Origin of the sequence: Amycolatopsis benzoatilytica AK 16/65 (assembly GCF_000383915.1) — a bacterium.
Classification (GTDB): Bacteria; Actinomycetota; Actinomycetes; order Mycobacteriales; family Pseudonocardiaceae; genus Amycolatopsis; species Amycolatopsis benzoatilytica.
The window spans coordinates 3,951,405-3,968,785 of the sequence record NZ_KB912942.1 but is presented as its reverse complement, the minus strand read 5'-3'; the positions used below and the strand labels follow the sequence as shown (position 1 = coordinate 3,968,785).

Genomic DNA, 17,381 nt, shown 5'->3' with positions numbered 1-17,381 from the left:
GTGCCGCGCCCGAATCGAACGAACGAGAACCAGGAGAGTCCTTTCGTGCCCCGCATCCCACTGTTCGATCCGGAGGCGATGACCCCGGAGCAGGAAAGGGTCTACCGCGAGATCGTGGGCGGCCCCCGCGCACGGCTGGTCGGGCCGCTGCGCGCGGCGCTGCACCGGCCCGATCTCGCCGACCGCTGGCAGCGCTTCGGCGAGATCCTTCGCTACGGCACCAGCCTGCCCGACCGGCTCAACGAACTGGCGATCCTCGTGGTGGCACGGCGCTGGACGGCCCAGCTCGAATGGTCGATTCATGCCGACGCGGCCCTGCGGGCCGGGCTGGCACCGGAGGTCGTCGACGCGTTGCGGACCGGCGAGCCGCCGGTCTTCCACGACCAGGACTCCTACGACGTCTACGAGTTCGCCCGCGTGCTTCAGCAGACGGGTGACGTCGACGAGGAGGTCTACCGGCGAGTGTGGCAGCGCTGGAGCGAGGTCGGTGTCGTGGAGCTCTCCTCGGTGGTCGGCTACTACACGCTGGTCGCGATGACGCTGAACGTCCATCGGATCCCGGTTCCCGACGGCGGTCACCCACTGCCGCCCGCGCCGGATGGGCGTCTCGTGGAGCTGTCCGCGGCCGAACTCATCACGCGTCCCCAGATGGCGGGCTGAACCATGGCCGCGCAGACCACCGCGGCCCCACGGATGCCCGTGCGAGCGGCCCGAGACTTTCCGGCCGGCGCGTGGGATTGCCACTCCCACGTCTTCGGCCCCTTCGACCGGTTTCCCGCCGGCCCCTCCACCTACCCTCTGCCGGACGCGCCACCCAGCACCTACCTGGACATGCTCGACCGCACAGGCGCCAGCCGCGGAATGCTCGTGCAGCCCGCGCCCTACGGCAGCGACCCGGGCGTACTGGTGAACGCGCTCGCGGAAGCGGACGGGCGCGCCGTCGGCGTGGCCACCGCCACCGCGGACTGCCCGGCCGGTGAACTGCGGCGACTGCGCGAGGCTGGCGTCCGTGCGTTGCGGTTCAACGACCGGATCGCCCCCGCCACCGGAGCACGTTTTCCCGGCGCCATCGGCACCGAGGCGTTTCGGGAACTCGCGCCGACGATGCGGGAGCTGGGCATCCACGCCCAGATCTGGGCAGCCCTCGACGACTGCGTCCGGATCGTCGACGAGTTCGCCGGCTCCGGAATCCCGATCGTCTTGGACCACATGGCGCAGCCCGAAGTGAACGCCGGCGTGGACGCTCCAAGGTTCCGCGCGCTGCTCGACCGCATCTCCGACGGCACCGTATGGGTGAAGCTCACGCTGTGCCGGGTGGGCGATCCCGCGCGCGGCTACGCCGACGCCCGCCCCTTCCACGACGCGCTCGTCGAGGCGGTGCCGGAACGGCTGCTCTGGGGATCGGACTGGCCGTTCGTGCGGATGGGAGACAGCGCGCCGGACGTCGCCGATCTCGCCGACATGTTCTGCGACTGGGTCGACGACCCCGCTCTCCGGCAGCTGATCCTGGTCGACAACCCGCGGCGTCTGCTGGGCGAAGGACGGTCCACATGAGACTGTTGTTTGTTGTCGACCCGTTGGCGCGGCTCGATCCCGGGCACGATTCCTCGATCGCGCTGATGGCCGCGGCCGTTGCGCGGCATCACGAGGTGCTCGCGGCGGAGATGCGCGAGTTGTCCGTGCGGAATGGCCGGGTGTTTGCCCAGGCCAGGGTCCCTGGCCTTCAGCCGGGCGTGAACGGGAGGGTCTCGGGCGGGCCTGCCACGACCGTCGACTTGGACGAGGTCGACCTCGTGCTGGTGCGCACCGACCCCCCGGTGAACGACGACTATCTGCGCGGCACCTACCTCCTCGATGTGGCCGAGCGGCGCGGCACGGCTGTCTGCAACAGCCCCGGCGCTCTGCGCAGTACGAACGAAAAGCTCTTCGCGCTGCAGTTCCCGGATCTCGTCCCGGAAACGGTGGTCAGTGCCTCCGCCGAAGAGCTCACCGAGGCCGTGCAGCAGTGGCGGCGCGCGGTGCTCAAACCGACCGACGCGATGGGCGGACGTGGTGTGGTGCTCCTCGAGCACGGACACCCCAACCTCGCCGCCCTGATCGAGATCGGGACCGCCCGGGGCCGCCGCCATGTCGTGCTGCAGCGTTTCGTCGACGACGGTACCGGCAGCGACCGGAGGATCCTGGTGATCGACGGCGAACCGGTCGCCGCGCTGCGGCGCACCGCGAAAGCACCCGACTTCCGGTGCAACATGGCCGTCGGCGCGTCGGCCGCCCCGGTGCCTCTCAGCAGCGTCGGCCACGAGATCTGCACGGCCCTGCGGCCCGAACTCATCGCCCGGGGCATCGCCTTCGCCGGTGTCGACCTCATCGGGAACCGGCTCATCGAGGTCAACGTAACCAGTCCGACTGGCCTGCGCGAGATCGACGGCGGCGCGGGCGCGACGGTGGGCAGGGTTGCCGACGAGGTCCTGTGCCGGCTGCTCGCTCACGTGCGATCGGGCCCGGTTTCCTGACCGGGCCCGATCGCGTGTCCTCAGTGGACCAGCGGCGCGGCTTCGGTGCTCGCCACCGAAAAGCCGTTGCTGGGCCAGGACCACCGCGCCTCGCGCTTCTCGAGCGTCGCCGACGCGGCCTCCTGTGCGTCCGGGGATTGCGCGAGCCGGATCGTGTACTTCTGCTCGTGTGCATAGCCCTCGCGCACCCCCATCGCCTCCGACTCGTTAAGCGCACGCTTCGCCAGCCGCAGACCCAGCGGGCTCTTGCGCGCGATCTTCGCGGCCAGCGTCCGTGCCTGCTCCAGCTCGTCGCCATTCTTGCCGACGTACTGCACCAGGTCCAAGCGCAGCGCCTCCTCGGCGTCGAGCGGCTCGCCGGTGAAGTAGAGCATGCGCAGCCGGCCCTGTGGGATCAGCCTGCCCAGGTGGCGGGCGCCCCCACAGCGCCCGGCGTTGATCTCCGGCAGGCCGATCGACAGGTCCGCGGCCGCGAAGCGGATGTCGCAACACCCCGCGAGCACAGCTCCCGCGCCCAGGGCGTGCCCGTTCACCACCGCGATCGTCGGCACCGCGCAGTCGAGAATGGCCTCGTAGCAGGTCCTCGCCCAGCGCTGCCGCAACTCGAAGACCGACTCCGCCGGGCTGACGGCCTCCACGGTCTCCCGGATGTCGGCGCCAGCGCAGAACATCCTCGGGTTCGCCGACCGCAGGATCACCGCGTGCACGTCCGTCCTCGCGGACAGCTCCCGGAACGCGGCGGTCAGTTCCTCGTACATCCTCAACGACACGGCGTTGACGGGCGTCCGGTCGAGAACGACTTCGGCGACGGAGTCCTCGGCATGCAGCTGGATGGTCGTGAACACAGGAGCAGCTCCTCGGAGACTTTTAAGCAATGAAGCATGTTTATGACTTTTTCAGCCTAGGATGGTGGCGGTCGACGGTCAAGCTCGGTGCGACTGGGCACGGGGGAGCGCGACGGCAATGCTTGTGCAGTTCGGTACGAGGTGGGCGACCCGCTTGCCGACAGCAGAAGCCTGGTCAGATATCGGACGGTCGGCGGAGGGCCGACCTTGTGCAAGCCGTTGGCGCTGCTGTGGGCGGTCAGTCGTATCGCGAAGGGAAAGACACGGCGGACGCGGTGGCCGGAGTTCAGGCGCGAAGCGTGGCTGCTGCTGGCGGCGTTCGGCGGCGCTGACTCGCGTTCGACGCCGCAGTGCCCGTTCTGGCATCTGGGCGGCTCCGAACGGTGACGGGAGGTGCGCGGAGTCACGGAGGTGCCGACGGCGAAGGACAGAACGCAGTTGCCCGTGCTGGCAGAGTTGGTCGAGGTCGTCATCGGCGTCGACACTCACAAGGACACGTACACCGCCGCGGTCGTGTCATCCGCGACCGGTGCCGTGATTGCCCAACGAACCGTCAATGCGGACCCGGCTGGATATGCTGAGCTGCTCGCACTCGCTGCTGGGCATGCCGCGACACGGGCGTGGGCTATGGAGGGCTACGGCGGTTACGGGGCGACAAGACGGCAACCCTTACCTGGAAAACCTCCCGCTTATCTCCATGGTGCCCCCGGGGGTATCTGCCTTGTAGCGGCAGGGGCGAACTTCCCGCAAACAAGTGGCCGAAGTCCGTAGTGCGGCCCTTGCTGGCGGCGGAGTCTCGGCCTTGGCGAGGGCGAGGAAAAGGGGAGCGATATGAGCTGGGGCAAGTCCGTTCGAGAGGAGTTGCGCAAGCCCACCCGCGAGCTGCGGCAGGCGATCCCCGCGGTGTACGAGGGTTACCGGCACCTGCATGATGCCGCGCTCGGTGCCGGCGCGTTGGATGGCAAGACGAAGGAGCTGATCGCGCTTGCGATCGCGGTGAGCAAGGAGTGCGACGGCTGCATCGCGGCGCACGCCCGCGGTGCGGTCGTCCAGGGGGCCGAGCCGGCTGAGGCCGCGGAGGCGGTCGGCGTCGCGTTCCTGATGAACGGCGGGCCGGCGACCGTTTACGGTGCACGCGCCTACGCGGCTTTCCAGGAGTTCTACGCGGACCGCGGTCCGGCCAGCGATCGGGTGGGAAGATGAGTTCCGGCCGCGCCCGCATCGCGGCGCTGCTGTCCGCTGGGCTCCTGACGCCGGTTCTGGTCACCGGCTGCGGGCCGTCAGGCGGGCCTGCCAGCACTCCTTCGCCTACGTCGGCCCCGGCCGCAAGCGGGGCCTCTGATCTTGCGTCGGTCCTTGTCCGCGCTGTCACCGAAGAGCGCAAGGTCAAGGCCACCTATGACAACGTTCTCGCCTCGCTGGGCGCGGTAGCGCCGTTCACTCAGATCACCCAGGCGGAGGCGGCGCACGTGGCGGCGTTGGAACGGGTCGCACGGGTGCACGGTGTGGACGTCAGCGGGGCGAAAGCCTCGGGCGATCCGTCGCCCCGCACGCTCGTCGACGCGTGCCGGCTTGGCGTAACGGACGAAATGGCGGACGTGGCGCTCTATGACGAGCTGCTTCCCAAGGTCAGTGCCTATCCTGACGTCACGTCTGTGCTCACGAATCTTCGCGCGGCCTCCCAGAACAGCCATTTACCCGCGTTTCGACGTTGCGCCTGAGCGTCGGAAGGACGCTTCGTTGTCGCGGCGGCCTGGTCCAGGCAACTGCGGAGACGCGCTAGCTGCCGCTCGCCTGTGCGAAGGTGCGCCGGTACGCGGTAGGCGTCGTGCCCAGGGCGCGGCGAAAGTGCTGTCGTAGATTGACGGCTGTGCCGAGGCCGCAGTTGCGCGCCACCTCGTCCACTGACTGCGTCGTGGTTTCCAGCAGCTCACGCGCTTTGCCAAGCCGGGCGTTGAGCAGCCACTGGAGCGGGGTCGTGCCTGTCTCGTCGGCGAACCGGCGCATGAAGGTGCGTTGCGAGACGCCCGCGTGCTGTGCGAGTACGCGCAGCGAGAGCGGCTCGCCGAGACGGCGCAGTGCCCAGGCGCGGGTGGTCGAGAGCGACGCTTCGCCAGCTGCCGCGACCGGGGCGGGCACGTACTGCGCTTGCCCGCCGTCGCGGTGGGGGGCGGCTACCAGACCGCGTGCGATCTGGTTCGCGGGCACGGCTCCGAGGTCGCGGCGCACGATGTGCAGGCAAAGGTCTATGCCGCAGCACACTCCCGCTGAGGTGAGCACCTCCCCTTCGTCGACGTAGAGCACATCGCGATCAACTGTGACACCGGGAAAATCGCGTTCGAGCTCGTCGAGGTGGCGCCAGTGCGTGGTGGCGTGCAGGCCGTCCAGGACCCCTGCCGCGGCGAGCGCGAACGCGCCGGTGCAAATCGACACCACCCGCTTGCCCCGCGAGCGGGCCTGAGCCAGCACGTCGAGCACGGCCTCGGGCGGGCGTACCAGGGGCTCGAAACCTGGCACGATCACCGTGTCCGCGGCGCGCACCTCACGCAAGCCGCCGTCCGGTGCCAGCCCGAAACCGGCGGTGGTGGAGACCGTCCGGGTGAGGCCGCACAGCGTCATCTCGTACGGGGTTTCCGGGCGGGCGTTGAAGATCTGTGCCGGAATCGCCAGATCGAGCGGCGTGACCCCGTCCAGCGCCAGCACCGCGACTCGATGGACTGCCATGGCAAGATTCTATCGAATAGTGGCAAAGTTGCCACTCGCAAGATCACTCGCGCCCCGGCAGGCTGAAGCCATGCCCGGAACCACTTCCACGCCCTCGGCGGCCGAGTTAACCGCGCTGCCCGGCTCGCCGCTCGCCGCCGCCGTGGTGCGGCTCATCCGGCCGGTCGAGACGCCGTCGGTGTTCAACCACAGCATCCGCACCTACTTGTTCGCACGCCTGGTCGCGCCTCGGCTGGCGCTGGCCGCGGGCCGCGACTACGACGACGATCTGCTGTTCGCTGCGTGCGCCATGCACGACCTCGGCCTGGCCGCGGACGGCCCGCACGTTCAGCGATTCGAAGTCGAGGGTGCGGACCGAGCAGCGGAATTCCTCGTCTCAAAAGGAGTGTCCACATCGGATGCCGACGAAGTGTGGCAGGCGATCGCCCTGCACACCTCCTCCGGCATCGCCGAACGCCGCGGCACGTTGTGCGTGCTCGTCCGGGAAGGTCTCGCCGTGGACTTCGGAGGACTGCTGGCCACCGGTCGGGCCGACGCCGTCACCGAGGAGCAGGCCGCCGCTGTTCACGCCGGGTACCCGCGGCTCGACATGGTCAGTTCGCTCACCGACGCGATCGTCGCGCAAGCCGCGAAGAACCCGGGAAACTCGCCCCGCTACTCGATTCCCGGCGAATTCCTGCGCGAACGACAGGAGTTCGGCCGGACCCGGATGGAACACGCCTGCCGATCGTCCCGTTGGGGCAACTGATTTTCCCGCAACCGAAAGGAACCCCCGTGACCAAGTACGCCGTCGAAATCCCCGAAGGCTCCGAAGTGTTCGGCGAGGCCAGGGCGGCCTTCGAGCGATTCGGCTATTCCGCGGCCGTCCGCTCGCACGGCCAGCTGTTCATCGCGGGCACGATCGGTCGGCGCGCCGACGGAACCATCCCGGAGGACATCGAAGAACAGACCGAGATCGCCATCCGGCGCATCGAAGAAATCCTGCGGCTGGAGAACCTCGGCCTCAGCGACCTCGTCGACGTCACCAGCTACCACGTCGACCTGCACAAGCACCTGGCCGGCTTCAGCGCGGCCAAAGCGCGTCTGGTGAAACCGCCCTACCCGACCTGGTCGCTCATCGGTGTCAGCGCACTGGCGAGTCCCGGTCTGCTCGTGGAGATCCGGGCGACCGCCTGTTACCCCGCCGCGGAGTAGTCCGGCAGCCGGGCGATCCCCGGCTGCTCCTGGCGTCGGCGTGTTTCAGATCCAGGTGGCTTTCTGGTGCGGTCCGGGCCAATCGACCAGTGCGCAGAGCTTTTCCTCGACCGGCCCGCCTGGTTGGCCCGACCCGGCGGACGTCCCAGCGGTCAGTGCGATCGAAGCCAGTCGCGGTAGTGGGTGCTGGCCAGGTGCGCGCTTTCGGGTGCGAGCAGCGCATTGCCTTTGACCGCGGCGAACAAGCCGGCGGTTTCGTCGGTGACGACGTGGCGGTGGTCGCCAGTGGCTTCCAGCGTGAGGCGGCCGAGTTCGTCGAGGGGGAAGACGTCGGGACCGGCGATGTCGCGGATGCCCCGCAGCGGCGTGCCGGCGGCGACCTCGGCGACTGCGGCGGCGACCTCGGCTGAGCTGATCGGCTGGATCGGGGTGGCCGGCAGGCGCACGACCTCGCCGTCGGTGGTCCAGTCCATAGTCGGCGCGACGAACTCCATGAACTGGGTGGCGCGCACGATCGAGTACGGGATCGGCCCGGCTTCGACCAGTTTCTCCTGGAGAGTCTTGGCCCGGTAGTAGGCGAGGTCAGGAACCTGGTCCACGCCGACGATCGACAGCGTCACGATATGCCCGACGTCGGCTGCCTGCGCCGCGGCCAGCAGGGTGGTGACCGTAGTGCGGAAGAAGTCGATGGAGGCGTCGTCGAAGGTCGGCGAGTTGGTCACGTTCACGACCACGTCGGCGCCGCGCAGCGCGTCGTCCAGCCCATCGCCGGTGAGCAGGTCGAGGCCGGTCGAACGGGAGTGCCCGGTGGCGTCGTGTCCAGCCGCGGTGAGCCGCTCGATTACCTGGGAGCCGATGAGCCCGGTGCCGATGACGGAGGTTTTCATGACAGGTCCTTAAGTGTGGTTGATGGTGATGGTTCGTCAACGAACGTGACCGTTTCGGTCAGCGGCGCCCGGCCCACCCGGGCGGGATCGACCGTGCCGTCCTCGTACCCGATCGACATGCCGCAGTAGAGGATCAGTCCCTCGGGCGGGGACAGGATCTCGGCGACGGTCCGGTGATAGACCGACCAGGCCATCTGGGCGCAGCTGTGCAGACCTTCGGCGCGCAGCAGCAGCATGACGGTTTGCAGATACATGCCGACGTCGGACCATTGCGGCAGGCCCATGTCGCGGTCGAGGTAGCAGAACAGGGCGGCGGGCGCGCCGAAACACTCCCAGTTCTCGGTGGCCGCCCGGCGGCGCGCGTCCCAGTCGTCGCGCGAGATGCCCAGTGCGCCATAACGCTTCTCGCCGAAATCGGAACGACGCTCGCGATAGGGCGACGGCAAATCCGGCGGGTACATCTGGTATTCCGGATCGTCCCAGGGGTCGCCGGCGGCTGCCCGCTCGCCCGCGCGCGACTTGAGCGCAGCGAGCGGCTCGCCGGTCAGCACGTAGGTATGCCAGGGCTGGAGATTCGAGCCGGACGGCGACCACGCCGCCGTGGCCAGCACGCGCTCCAGCACCTCCCTCGGCACCTCCCGGTCGGTGAATCGGCGCACCGCTCGCCGGCTGGTGACCGCTTCGTAGACGTCCATCGGCGCGAGCCTCCCCTGCTCAGTTGGCCGTGGTGCGGTAAAACTCCGCCGCGGCAATGGTTTCCGGTACCCCGAGTTCGGTGGCGACCGCGGTGATCGCGGCCGCTCCGGCGGCGAGGTCGGCCTGGCCGTCGGTAGTGAAATACGGTGCGATGAAAGTCTTGTAGTGGGCGCGTGCCTCGTCGAGGGTGTGCCGCCCCAGGAAGGTGCGGAGGTGCCCGATCGCGGTGTCCGGATCGTCGTGGATCACCCTCAGCGCACGCCGGTGGGCGCGCACGACCGCCTGCACCGCGGGGTCGTCCGGGTCGACGTGGGTCGGGTCGACGGCCACGCCCACGGTGGGAATCCGGAAGTGGTCGCCGACCCAGGCCAGCACGTGCCAGCCGTACTCGGCGGCGATGGCCTCCGGTGCCAGGGTGCTGCCGACGTAGGCGGCGTCGATCGTGCCGTCGCGCAGCTGGCGCAGGTCCATGCCGTAGTCGCCGGGATGCCGGACGACGCAGTCGACGTCGCGGTCCGGATCCAGCCCGGCCTGGCGGAGCACGATGCGGGCGAAGCAGCCGGGCGCGGTGTGCGGAGCGTGCACCGCGAGCCGGCGGCCAGCCAGGTCGGCCAACGATGTCAGGCCGGGACGGGCGAGGAACCAGAACAGCGGGCGGTGCGTGTTGACGCTCAGCGCGACCCAGGGGATGCCGCTGGTCAGCCGGGACAGCAGCGCACGGCCCAGCCCGATGGTGGCCCCTTTGCGCAACCGCTCCTCGTCCCAGGCGACGCCGTCGCGCAGCGCGACGTGCACTCCCTCCTCGGCGTAGAAATCCTCCTGGTCGGCGATGTAGGCGACGAGTTCCTCGTGCAGGCCGCGGCCGACGTAAGCAAGATCGATGGTGCGCATGACCGTCCTTTCAGTACATCGCCAGGCCGCCGTTGACCGCGGCGGTGGTGCCGGTCATGAAGGCGTTGTCGTCGCTGGCGTAGAAGGCAACCGCCTTGGCGACGTCGGAGGGGACGGCCAGCCGGCCCAGCGGAGTCGCGGCGATCTGCCGGTTCCGCTGCTCGTCGTCGAGCGCCTTGGAGATCCTGGTTTCGGTCACCGGGCCGGGTTCGACGACGTTGACCGTGATGCCCTGCGGGCCCAGTTCCTGGGCGAGGTAGCGGGCGAACTGGGCAAGCGCGGCCTTGGCGGTGCCCAGCGCGATCATGCCGGCGCGAGGCTGGCGGCTCAGGCCGGTGCCGAGGTAGATCAGCCGCCCGCGCCGCTGTTCGGTCATCGCGGGCAGGACGGCCTTGGTGACCGTGAAAGCGGCGCGGAGCTCGTCGTCGAGTTTGCCGCCGAGCTCGTCCCAGGTCATGTCCTGGAACGATTTGATCGCGTAGGGGGTGAGCGCGTTGTGGACCAGCACCTCGACGCCGCCCCAGGCGGCCCGGACCTGTTCGGTCATGGCGTGGACCGCCGCGGTCTCGCGCACGTCGGCTTGCACGGCCATGCCCTGGCCGCCGGCCGCCTCGATGTCGGCGACTACCTGCTTGGCCGCCTGGTCGCTGCGCAGGTAGTTGACCACCACGCGCATGCCGCGTTCGGCGAGCAGGCGCGCGGTGGCCGCGCCGATTCCGCTGCTGGCCCCGGTCACGAGTGCGACCCTGCCGGCTGTCCTGGTCATGGGGTGGCCTCACTTTCGCTGCCGGGGCGGATCGCCCCGTAGAGGACGGTGTCGACGGTTATCTGCAGCAGGTCGGCGGCGGTGCAGTCGAGTTCGCGCGGCAGCTGCGAGTTGAGCAGCCGCTCCACGGCGCCGCGAGTGATCTCGCCGAGGAGTTTCGGCGGTGCGGAGAGCAGCCCGCGCCGGTGCCCGTCCCGGAACAGCGCATCGAGCCGCTGGTAGATCACCGCGTCGATGCGCTGTTCCACGTACCGGCGCAGAACCGCGTCGCCGCGTCCGGTCGCGAGCTGGGCCGCGCCGATCCGGTCGAGCTCGCTGCCTGCCGCGATCAGGAACTGCCGGACCTGCTCGCCGAACGGCTTGTCCCGGGTTTCCTCGGCGACCGCGAGCACGGTGCGCTCGATCGCGTCGAATTGCCGGTCGAGCACCGCGGTGAGCAGGCTGTGTTTGTCAGGGAAATGCCGATAGATCGTCTTCTTGGCCATCCCCAGGTCACGGGCGAGATCGTCCATGCTCACCCGCCCTGGCCCCGGGGCGAGGAACAGCTGGCCGGCCGCGTCGAGGATCAGCTCGGCCCGCCGCTGGTCTGAACCTGAGGAAACTATCTTGGTTTCCATAGTTTCCATGATCTCCAGGTGGCCGCCCGATGTCAAGGCGGTGTCTGGGAATCAGCTCCGGGACTGCGGTGCCACCCCGGGAAGAGAAAGCGCTGCTGCATCCGTCTTCCTTGCCAGCAGCGCAGCGAAGGCGGCGAACCACCCCATGCCGAGGTAGCGGCCGATCGGCAGGAACGGCGAGGCGGCCTTGAACAGCAGCGAGAACATCGACAGCACGGACAGCGCGGCGACGGCGATCCCGAGCCAGGCGAGCCACTTCGGGAGGCGGCCCGCGGAGCGTGCTCCCGTGGAGACGGCGGCGGTCAGGAGCCCGGTGGTGGCGACCTGGACAGCCGCGCCCGCAACGAAGCTCAGGTCCATGACGGCGCGGTAGACGGCGACGTTGTCGGCGATGCCCGGCATCGACAGGATCCATTGCGTGCTGGCGGAAAGCAGGAGAAACACGGCAGCCGCGGTGCCGGTGGGGCGGGCGAGGGCGGCGTGGGCGGCGCGCCCCAAGCGGTGCAGGTAGCCGGTGGCCCAGCCGGAGAACACCAGCAGCGCGAGGCCGCTGACGGCCTGGCAAAAGGCCGCGACCGGCACTCCGCCGTGGTTGATCGCCGCGAGATAGTTCGCTACGTCGGAGTTGGCCGAGTAGGGCGTCACGAGGGATGCTCCTCGGTTTTGCCCGAGCAGGCCGGGGACGACAAGAGAAGCCAGGAAAAAGACCACATAGGACACTGCGGCCAGTGCGCCGGTGCGGCTGCGGAACTCGCGGGCAGGGGACATGAGGTGCTCCTTGGAGGTCATCGGCGGACGCTTTCCCAGAACGGGCAATGGTGTTCGGCCGTGAAGTCGATCCGGCCGATGCCGGCGGCGGTGAAGGAAGGCATGGCCGCGTCCGGTCGGTAGCGCGGCCATCGCGGAGAACCGGCGGAGGCAGGATCGCCGGTTCTTGCGAACGCGGACCAGTACCCGATCAACTGGCGGGCCAAGGAAATACGCTCGGCGCTCGGCGGGGTGGCGCGCGGTCCGGCGAACGTTCCGTCGAACAGGTAAGGAAGTTCGGATCCGTGCGCGGCGCCGAGAGGAAAGTCCAGGATGCGCTGCCCGTCGTCCTGCGCGAATTCATAGGCGTAGACCGGCGCGTACCGTGCCGCGGCCCGGTCGGCGGCCGCCGCGGGGCACGCGCCGAGTTTTGCTCCCCGGTCGGTCAGCATCGTCGCCAGCGCGATCCCGGGGGTGGGGAACCGGTCAGCCGGGTATTCGGCGAGCACCCGGCCGGAGCCGGGGCCGAAAAGCGCTCGCAGCGCGACCGGATAGCTCGCCGCGGTCACCGGTTTTCCGCGAGCGTCGTTTTCCAGCGCGACGAACGGGCGCACTTCGTCGCGGTCGACGCCTTGGATCAGCGGGACGCCCGCGGCGGCGCCGGCGCGGAGTGCGTCGAGCGGTTGGCGGGGGAGCGCGGTGGTTCCGGCTACCGGGCTCCAGGGCAGGTCCTGGAGCCGGTTGTCCGCGCGGAAGGCGTCGGCGGTGTCCTGTCCGGCCAGCGTGGCGGCGGGAACGGCACGCAGGCAGGCGGCGACGTCCGCGGGCGCGGTGCAACCGAGACCCGCTGCGAAGCGGTCGCCGCGTCGCTGTGCGTCCGGCTGTGACACGAAATTGTTGCCGCACGGTCCACTCTGGACGATCGCTTTGTCGAACAACCCGCGTGCCGCTGGAGAGGCGAGCTGTGCACAGACGCTGAACGCGCCCGCCGACTGACCGGCGAGAGTGACGTTGCGGCTGTCACCGCCGAACGCGTGGATGTTCGCGCGGACCCACCGCAGCGCTGCTTGCTGGTCGGCGAGCCCGTAATTGCCCGCCCATTGCCCGCCGAACGCGGGCTCGTCGAGGAACCCCAGCGCGCCCAGCCGGTAGTTGACGGTGACGACTACGACGTCGCCTTCTACGGCCAGCCGGGCCGGGTCGTAGTCGCTTCCGGCGCCAGTGAGGAACCCGCCGCCGGGAACCCAGACCAGAACGGGGCGCCGCGAGTGCCCGGGCTCTGCCGGAGTGGTGACGTTCAGGTACAGGCAGTCTTCGTCGCCGATGACGGTCCGCCGGCCCGCCCCGTCGGTCGCGGGTTGCGGGCAGGCGTTCCCCGCAGCGGTAGCGGGGCGGATCCCGTGCCAGCGAGAAACTGGTGCCGGGGCTCGCCATCGGCGGTCGCCGGTGGGCGGTGCGGCGAACGGAATCCCCGCGAACGTCCGGTGTTCGCCGGCGACGGAGCCTCGCAGCAGGCCGTCGTCGACCCGTACCAGATCGGGCTGCGCGGCCGACGCCGAGCCGGGCACGCCCGCGAGCAGCGCACCGGTCACCGCGACAGCCAGCCCGGTGCGGCGCATCCTTCGAAAAGCGGTCATGGCGGGCATCATGCGGTGGTCCGCCTCCGGCCCGCGTCGGGTCGCGGACGTAACTCCGGCTGCTCCGCCGGGAGTACGTCCGGGGGCGTAACGGGGAATGCGCTTCCGGGCGGACGCGCCGCCGCGGCATCGCACTCACGATGGCCGGGTGACATCTGGTCGGGCAACGAGTTTGCCGGGCGGCGGGGATCTGCTGCCCGGCTTGGCCTTCGCGGCGGCCGCCGCGACGGTGGCCGGAGTGATCGCCGGGTACCACGGCGGGCCGTGGACAGGGTGCGCCACCGCCGCCGTGGCGGGGGCGGCCGCGGCGTGGTGGCGGGCGCGGCCCACGCTCGCCTTGCTGACCGGATTCGCCATGTACGCGGCGGATCTGGTGCTGGGCGCGGTGCCGACACCGGTGTTTCTGCCGCTGGCCGGCACTTTCGTCGCCGCGGTGGTGTTCGGCCGCCGGCAGGTTGCCTACGCGGTGCTCGCCGCAGGGTACGCGTTGGCCGTCGTCGTCCCGGTGCCCGGCTGGAACGCGCCGAGCACGGCTTCGGCGGCTGGGCTGGCCGCGTGGTTTCTCGTGCTCGCCGCCGCCGCGGAAGTGGTGCGGGTACGGCGGCAGGCGCGTCAGTCCCGCGAGGCCGAACTGGCCGGGGAAGCGCGCACCCGCCAGGAACAAGCATTGCGCCGCGCCGGGGACGAACGCCTGCGGATCGCGCGTGATCTGCACGACGTGCTCGCTCACCAGCTGGCCCTGATCACGGTCCAAGCCAATGCCGGGCTTGCCCTGCTGCCGCGTGATCCCCGAGCCGTCGAGCAGGCGCTGACCGCGATCAAGGACGCCGGCAACTCCGCGCTCGGAGAGGTGCGCGCGGTGCTGGACGCGCTCCGCGCTCCCGAAGCCGGGGGAGCCCCGTACCGCCCGAGCCCGCGGCTTTCCCGACCCAGCGACCTCGCTGAACTGCTCGACGGAGCGCGCACGGCGGGGCTGCGCGTGGCTGCCGACATCGGGGACCCGCTGCCGGATCTGCCCGCGCTGGTGGACCAGGCCGCGTACCGGATCGCGCAGGAGGCGGTCACGAACGCGATCCGGCACGCGGGCGCGGGGGCGACGGTGCGGCTTCGCTGCGTCGCCGTCGACGATCGGCTGGAGCTGACCGTGACCGACGACGGCGGCGGACACCCGGCGAGCCGGGCTCTTGGGGGCGGCAACGGACTGCCCGGGATGCGCGAACGCGCCGCGGCGTTCGGCGGGGCGCTCACGGCCGGCCCGGTGGCCGGCGGCTACCGGGTCGCCGCGGTCCTGCCGATCGGCGGTGCCCGGTGACCGCGTCCGGCCCGGTCCGGGTGGTCCTCGCCGACGACCAGGTGCTGGTGCGTGCCGGGATCCGGGTGCTGCTGGAGACCCGCCCGGACCTCGTGGTGGCGGGCGAAGCCGACGACGGCGAAACCGCGCTGAAGCTGGTGCGGGAACTGCGCCCCGACGTGGTCCTCATGGACATCCGCATGCCCGGTCTCGACGGGCTCGCCGCGACCCGGCGGATCGCCGCGGACCCGCGGTGCGCCGCGACCCGCGTCGTCATGCTCACCACGTTCGACCTCGACGAGTACGTGTTCGAGGCGCTGCGCCAGGGCGCGGCGGGATTCCTGGTGAAGAACAGCGAACCGGACGAGCTCGTCCGGGGCGTGCGGGCGGCCGCTGCCGGGGACGCGCTGCTCGCACCCGGGGTCGCGCGCCGGCTGATCGCCGAGTACGCCGCGCGAAGGAGACCGGTTCCAGCGGCCGCCGCGGCGATCGCCGCACTGACCGAGCGGGAACGCGAAGTCCTCGCCCTCGCCGGCACCGGACTGTCCAATGCGGACATCGCCGCCCGATTGCGCGTGAGTCCGTTGACCGCCAAGACCCATGTCTCGCGCATCATGGGCAAGCTTTCGGTCCGCGATCGGGCGGGACTGGTCGTGCTGGCGTACGAGACCGGTCTGGTCCGGCCTGGCTGGACCGCCGAGTGAGCCGTACTGCCGGGGGAGTACTGGAAGACGCTCCTTCTCGCGGACGCGCGGCGGTGCCCGGTTCCGCACCCTGGGCGGATGACCCGAAACGCAAGATCGCGCTCCTGGCTCACGTTGTCTTCTCGATGAGCCGGCTGGGCCTGGACGTCGTCGCACTTCCGTTGGCCTGGTTCGCATTGCGCCCGCGTGCGGCCGCGGCTGTTCGCTTTATGGCGGAACTGCCGTGAAGGGCTCCTTGCCGGACTCAGATTCCCTCAAGGGGCCCTTCACAGACCTGGGTCGCTGCGGTGAGTTTGAGGCTGGTCGTCCAGAGGTCCTCGGCCTTGGCCCGGTCGTAGGAGTCGGCGGACGACCGGATCTGCCGGCGTCCGGAGAAGTACTTCCCGGTGACCGCGGCCAGCTCCGGGCTGAGCACCAGCCGGGCCAGGGCTCGCCCGGAGCGGCGGGCGGTGTGGACATTGATGCCGGGTACCGCGGTGAGGGCCGGAAGCAGATAGCGCCAGGCCAGACCTTGCAAGCCGGAGTAATCGCGGCCGAGCCCGGTGCCCGGCATCAGGCCGGGATCGAACGCGGTGCCCGGTTTCGTCGCGACGAGCCGACTGTAGGGATCGTTACAGACGGACGCAACCTCCTGCTGCTGACCGGTAAGAAACGCCAGGTCACGGTGCCTGAGCCGGCAGCGGCTGCAGGTCGACGACGCCCAAGCCGCTGGAGATGTCCAGCGGCACTGAGACGTGATCGTGGGCGATCAGCCACCTGCCGTCGATCTTTCGCATGCCGTAGGTGACCCGGACCCACCCGCCGTCCGTGGCCGCGCCGCTCGGCAACGTGCCGCGCAGCCGGGCGAAGGCATGCCCGAAGGCCACCTCGCCGCCGACGGTGAACCTCAGGTCGCGGATCTCGTAGATCACGGTCTCGAAGAACCGGAACGCCCGCGCCCAGTTGCCGAGTTTCGCGGCTATTCCGGCGTGCTGCAGCGGCGGCTCGATGTCGAAGGACAAGACGTCGGCCGTGTACAGCCGACGCAGGGCTTCGAGGTCTTTGGCTCCCAGTGCTTCGACCACTTTGCCGATCTGCCCGCGAAGCTCGGCTTCGTCGCGTTCGGCGGGGGTGCGAAAGTCGTTGGCTGCGGTCATGATCAGTCTCCTCCGGAACGGGCGGGTGCGACGGCGCGCCAGCGCGGGCTGGTCCCGCGTTTTGGTCAGGGCGGCGACAGACGATTCCGGGGGAGCAGCTCCGCAGCAGGCGGTCGATGTCCTTGGCCAGCGTTGCCGCGCATCGGTTTCCGAAGAACTGCTCGAGTTCGGAATCGCTGTCGTGCATCGTGATTGCTCGGGCTACCGCGCGGCCGCATGCGTGATTTCGGCCCGCATCCGCTCATTCGGCGTCGCGATGTCCCACACCTGGACGGTGCCCTGCGCGTCGCGGTAAGCGCCGGTGCCGCCGGTGACGGCCATGTCGAGCGGATTCTCGCCGACGACCCACAGCGATTGCATGGTCAGCGATCCCCGCTCGAGCCTCGCCGTCAGCAGGCACTGCATGGTGCTGCTGGCGCCGTCGATCCGAATGATCTGGCACGAACCCCCGCCTTGCCCGACCCGGCGGCCGTCCTTGAGCAGCGAGCCCGAATACACGTGCAGGTCGCCCACGCTCGGACCGGCCGGCGGCAGGTCGGGGGCGGCGTACTGGTCGGTCTCGACCGCGAGTTCCAGGATCTCGGGATGCGCCCCCGGGTTCGCGGCGCCGGTCTCCGCGCCGTAGGCGTCGAGCCCGCCCGCGACCAGCAGCGCCCCCACCGCTGCCAGCAGGATGATCTTCCTCGGTGCTTTCCTCGCGCGCATGGCTTCAGTCCTGTCTTCAGGTGGTGGG

22 protein-coding genes are annotated in these 17,381 nt (G+C 70.1%); 10 read left to right on the top strand and 12 right to left on the bottom strand.

The features are described 5' to 3' along the window. The first annotated feature begins 45 nt into the window (after positions 1 to 45). From AMYBE_RS0118060 to gshB, 3 genes are read left to right on the top strand one after another with little or no spacing between them, the layout of a single operon-like run. Entirely contained in the window at positions 46 to 660 is a 615-nt protein-coding gene (locus AMYBE_RS0118060; protein ID WP_020660798.1) for a carboxymuconolactone decarboxylase family protein, read from the top strand. A gap of 3 nt (positions 661 to 663) precedes the next feature. Then, entirely contained in the window at positions 664 to 1,554 is an 891-nt protein-coding gene (locus AMYBE_RS0118055) for an amidohydrolase family protein (protein WP_020660797.1), read from the top strand. Positions 1,555 to 1,577: 23 nt separating this feature from the next. Next, positions 1,578 to 2,513 (top strand): glutathione synthase, encoded by a 936-nt coding sequence (gshB, locus tag AMYBE_RS0118050; protein WP_245573210.1) that lies wholly within the window; start codon positions 1,578 to 1,580, stop codon positions 2,511 to 2,513. A gap of 20 nt (positions 2,514 to 2,533) precedes the next feature. Here gshB and AMYBE_RS0118045 read toward each other — a convergent pair whose 3' ends face one another. Next, the gene (locus AMYBE_RS0118045) at positions 2,534 to 3,358 is read right to left on the bottom strand and encodes an enoyl-CoA hydratase-related protein (RefSeq protein WP_020660795.1); all 825 of its coding nucleotides are present in this window, start codon (positions 3,356 to 3,358) and stop codon (positions 2,534 to 2,536) included. A gap of 87 nt (positions 3,359 to 3,445) precedes the next feature. Here AMYBE_RS0118045 and AMYBE_RS47005 point away from each other — a divergent pair, with 87 nt between their 5' ends. The 3 genes from AMYBE_RS47005 (at position 3,446) to AMYBE_RS41905 (ending at position 5,079) form a co-directional block, all read left to right on the top strand. Beyond that, on the top strand, positions 3,446 to 3,745 hold the full coding sequence (locus AMYBE_RS47005) for a phosphorothioated DNA-binding restriction endonuclease family protein (protein ID WP_483756901.1): 300 nt from the start codon (positions 3,446 to 3,448) through the stop codon (positions 3,743 to 3,745). Between the two features lie 444 nt (positions 3,746 to 4,189). Next, positions 4,190 to 4,561 carry a carboxymuconolactone decarboxylase family protein gene (locus AMYBE_RS0118035; RefSeq protein WP_020660793.1) on the top strand — a complete coding sequence of 124 codons (372 nt, stop codon included), beginning with the start codon at positions 4,190 to 4,192 and terminating at the stop codon, positions 4,559 to 4,561. Continuing rightward, entirely contained in the window at positions 4,558 to 5,079 is a 522-nt protein-coding gene (locus AMYBE_RS41905) for a ferritin family protein (protein WP_020660792.1), read from the top strand. The genes AMYBE_RS0118035 and AMYBE_RS41905 overlap by 4 nt, the downstream gene beginning before the upstream one ends. Positions 5,080 to 5,137: 58 nt before the next feature. Here AMYBE_RS41905 and AMYBE_RS0118025 read toward each other — a convergent pair whose 3' ends face one another. Further along, complete coding sequence (locus tag AMYBE_RS0118025; protein WP_027927772.1) at positions 5,138 to 6,082, bottom strand: GlxA family transcriptional regulator; 945 nt, start codon at positions 6,080 to 6,082, stop codon at positions 5,138 to 5,140. Positions 6,083 to 6,152: 70 nt separating this feature from the next. On the opposite strand from AMYBE_RS0118025, the gene AMYBE_RS0118020 reads away from it, so the two are divergent. Continuing rightward, on the top strand, positions 6,153 to 6,830 hold the full coding sequence (locus AMYBE_RS0118020) for an HD domain-containing protein (RefSeq protein WP_020660790.1): 678 nt from the start codon (positions 6,153 to 6,155) through the stop codon (positions 6,828 to 6,830). Between the two features lie 26 nt (positions 6,831 to 6,856). Further along, positions 6,857 to 7,276, top strand: a complete 420-nt coding sequence (locus tag AMYBE_RS0118015; RefSeq protein ID WP_020660789.1) for a Rid family hydrolase — start codon at positions 6,857 to 6,859, stop codon at positions 7,274 to 7,276. 152 nt (positions 7,277 to 7,428) lie between these two features. Here the strand turns inward: AMYBE_RS0118015 and AMYBE_RS0118010 are convergent, their stop codons facing one another. From AMYBE_RS0118010 to AMYBE_RS41895, 7 genes are read right to left on the bottom strand one after another with little or no spacing between them, the layout of a single operon-like run. Continuing rightward, entirely contained in the window at positions 7,429 to 8,163 is a 735-nt protein-coding gene (locus AMYBE_RS0118010) for an SDR family oxidoreductase (protein WP_020660788.1), read from the bottom strand. After that, on the bottom strand, positions 8,160 to 8,858 hold the full coding sequence (locus AMYBE_RS41900) for a nitroreductase (protein WP_020660787.1): 699 nt from the start codon (positions 8,856 to 8,858) through the stop codon (positions 8,160 to 8,162). Before AMYBE_RS41900 ends, AMYBE_RS0118010 begins: the two co-directional genes overlap by 4 nt. A gap of 19 nt (positions 8,859 to 8,877) precedes the next feature. Then, complete coding sequence (locus tag AMYBE_RS0118000; protein ID WP_020660786.1) at positions 8,878 to 9,750, bottom strand: ABC transporter substrate-binding protein; 873 nt, start codon at positions 9,748 to 9,750, stop codon at positions 8,878 to 8,880. 10 nt (positions 9,751 to 9,760) lie between these two features. Further along, positions 9,761 to 10,516, bottom strand: a complete 756-nt coding sequence (locus tag AMYBE_RS0117995) for an SDR family NAD(P)-dependent oxidoreductase (protein ID WP_027927771.1) — start codon at positions 10,514 to 10,516, stop codon at positions 9,761 to 9,763. After that, a complete protein-coding gene (locus AMYBE_RS0117990) occupies positions 10,513 to 11,133 on the bottom strand; it encodes a TetR/AcrR family transcriptional regulator (protein WP_020660784.1) in 621 nt (206 codons plus the stop codon). The genes AMYBE_RS0117995 and AMYBE_RS0117990 overlap by 4 nt, the downstream gene beginning before the upstream one ends. A gap of 51 nt (positions 11,134 to 11,184) precedes the next feature. Beyond that, positions 11,185 to 11,901 carry a hypothetical protein gene (locus AMYBE_RS0117985; RefSeq protein WP_020660783.1) on the bottom strand — a complete coding sequence of 239 codons (717 nt, stop codon included), beginning with the start codon at positions 11,899 to 11,901 and terminating at the stop codon, positions 11,185 to 11,187. A 17-nt stretch (positions 11,902 to 11,918) separates the two neighbouring features. Continuing rightward, the gene (locus AMYBE_RS41895) at positions 11,919 to 13,517 is read right to left on the bottom strand and encodes a carboxylesterase/lipase family protein (protein ID WP_169515247.1); all 1,599 of its coding nucleotides are present in this window, start codon (positions 13,515 to 13,517) and stop codon (positions 11,919 to 11,921) included. Positions 13,518 to 13,665: 148 nt separating this feature from the next. On the opposite strand from AMYBE_RS41895, the gene AMYBE_RS41890 reads away from it, so the two are divergent. Continuing rightward, entirely contained in the window at positions 13,666 to 14,829 is a 1,164-nt protein-coding gene (locus AMYBE_RS41890; RefSeq protein WP_169515245.1) for a sensor histidine kinase, read from the top strand. Beyond that, positions 14,826 to 15,512, top strand: a complete 687-nt coding sequence (locus tag AMYBE_RS0117970; protein WP_020660780.1) for a response regulator transcription factor — start codon at positions 14,826 to 14,828, stop codon at positions 15,510 to 15,512. The genes AMYBE_RS41890 and AMYBE_RS0117970 overlap by 4 nt, the downstream gene beginning before the upstream one ends. A gap of 244 nt (positions 15,513 to 15,756) precedes the next feature. Here AMYBE_RS0117970 and AMYBE_RS0117965 read toward each other — a convergent pair whose 3' ends face one another. The 3 genes from AMYBE_RS0117965 to AMYBE_RS0117955 form a co-directional block, all read right to left on the bottom strand. Further along, positions 15,757 to 16,065, bottom strand: a complete 309-nt coding sequence (locus tag AMYBE_RS0117965; RefSeq protein WP_020660779.1) for a Rossmann-fold NAD(P)-binding domain-containing protein — start codon at positions 16,063 to 16,065, stop codon at positions 15,757 to 15,759. A 106-nt stretch (positions 16,066 to 16,171) separates the two neighbouring features. After that, the gene (locus tag AMYBE_RS0117960; protein WP_020660778.1) at positions 16,172 to 16,648 is read right to left on the bottom strand and encodes a YybH family protein; all 477 of its coding nucleotides are present in this window, start codon (positions 16,646 to 16,648) and stop codon (positions 16,172 to 16,174) included. Positions 16,649 to 16,849: 201 nt separating this feature from the next. Beyond that, on the bottom strand, positions 16,850 to 17,353 hold the full coding sequence (locus AMYBE_RS0117955) for an allene oxide cyclase barrel-like domain-containing protein (protein ID WP_020660777.1): 504 nt from the start codon (positions 17,351 to 17,353) through the stop codon (positions 16,850 to 16,852). Between the last annotated feature and the right edge of the window lie 28 nt (positions 17,354 to 17,381).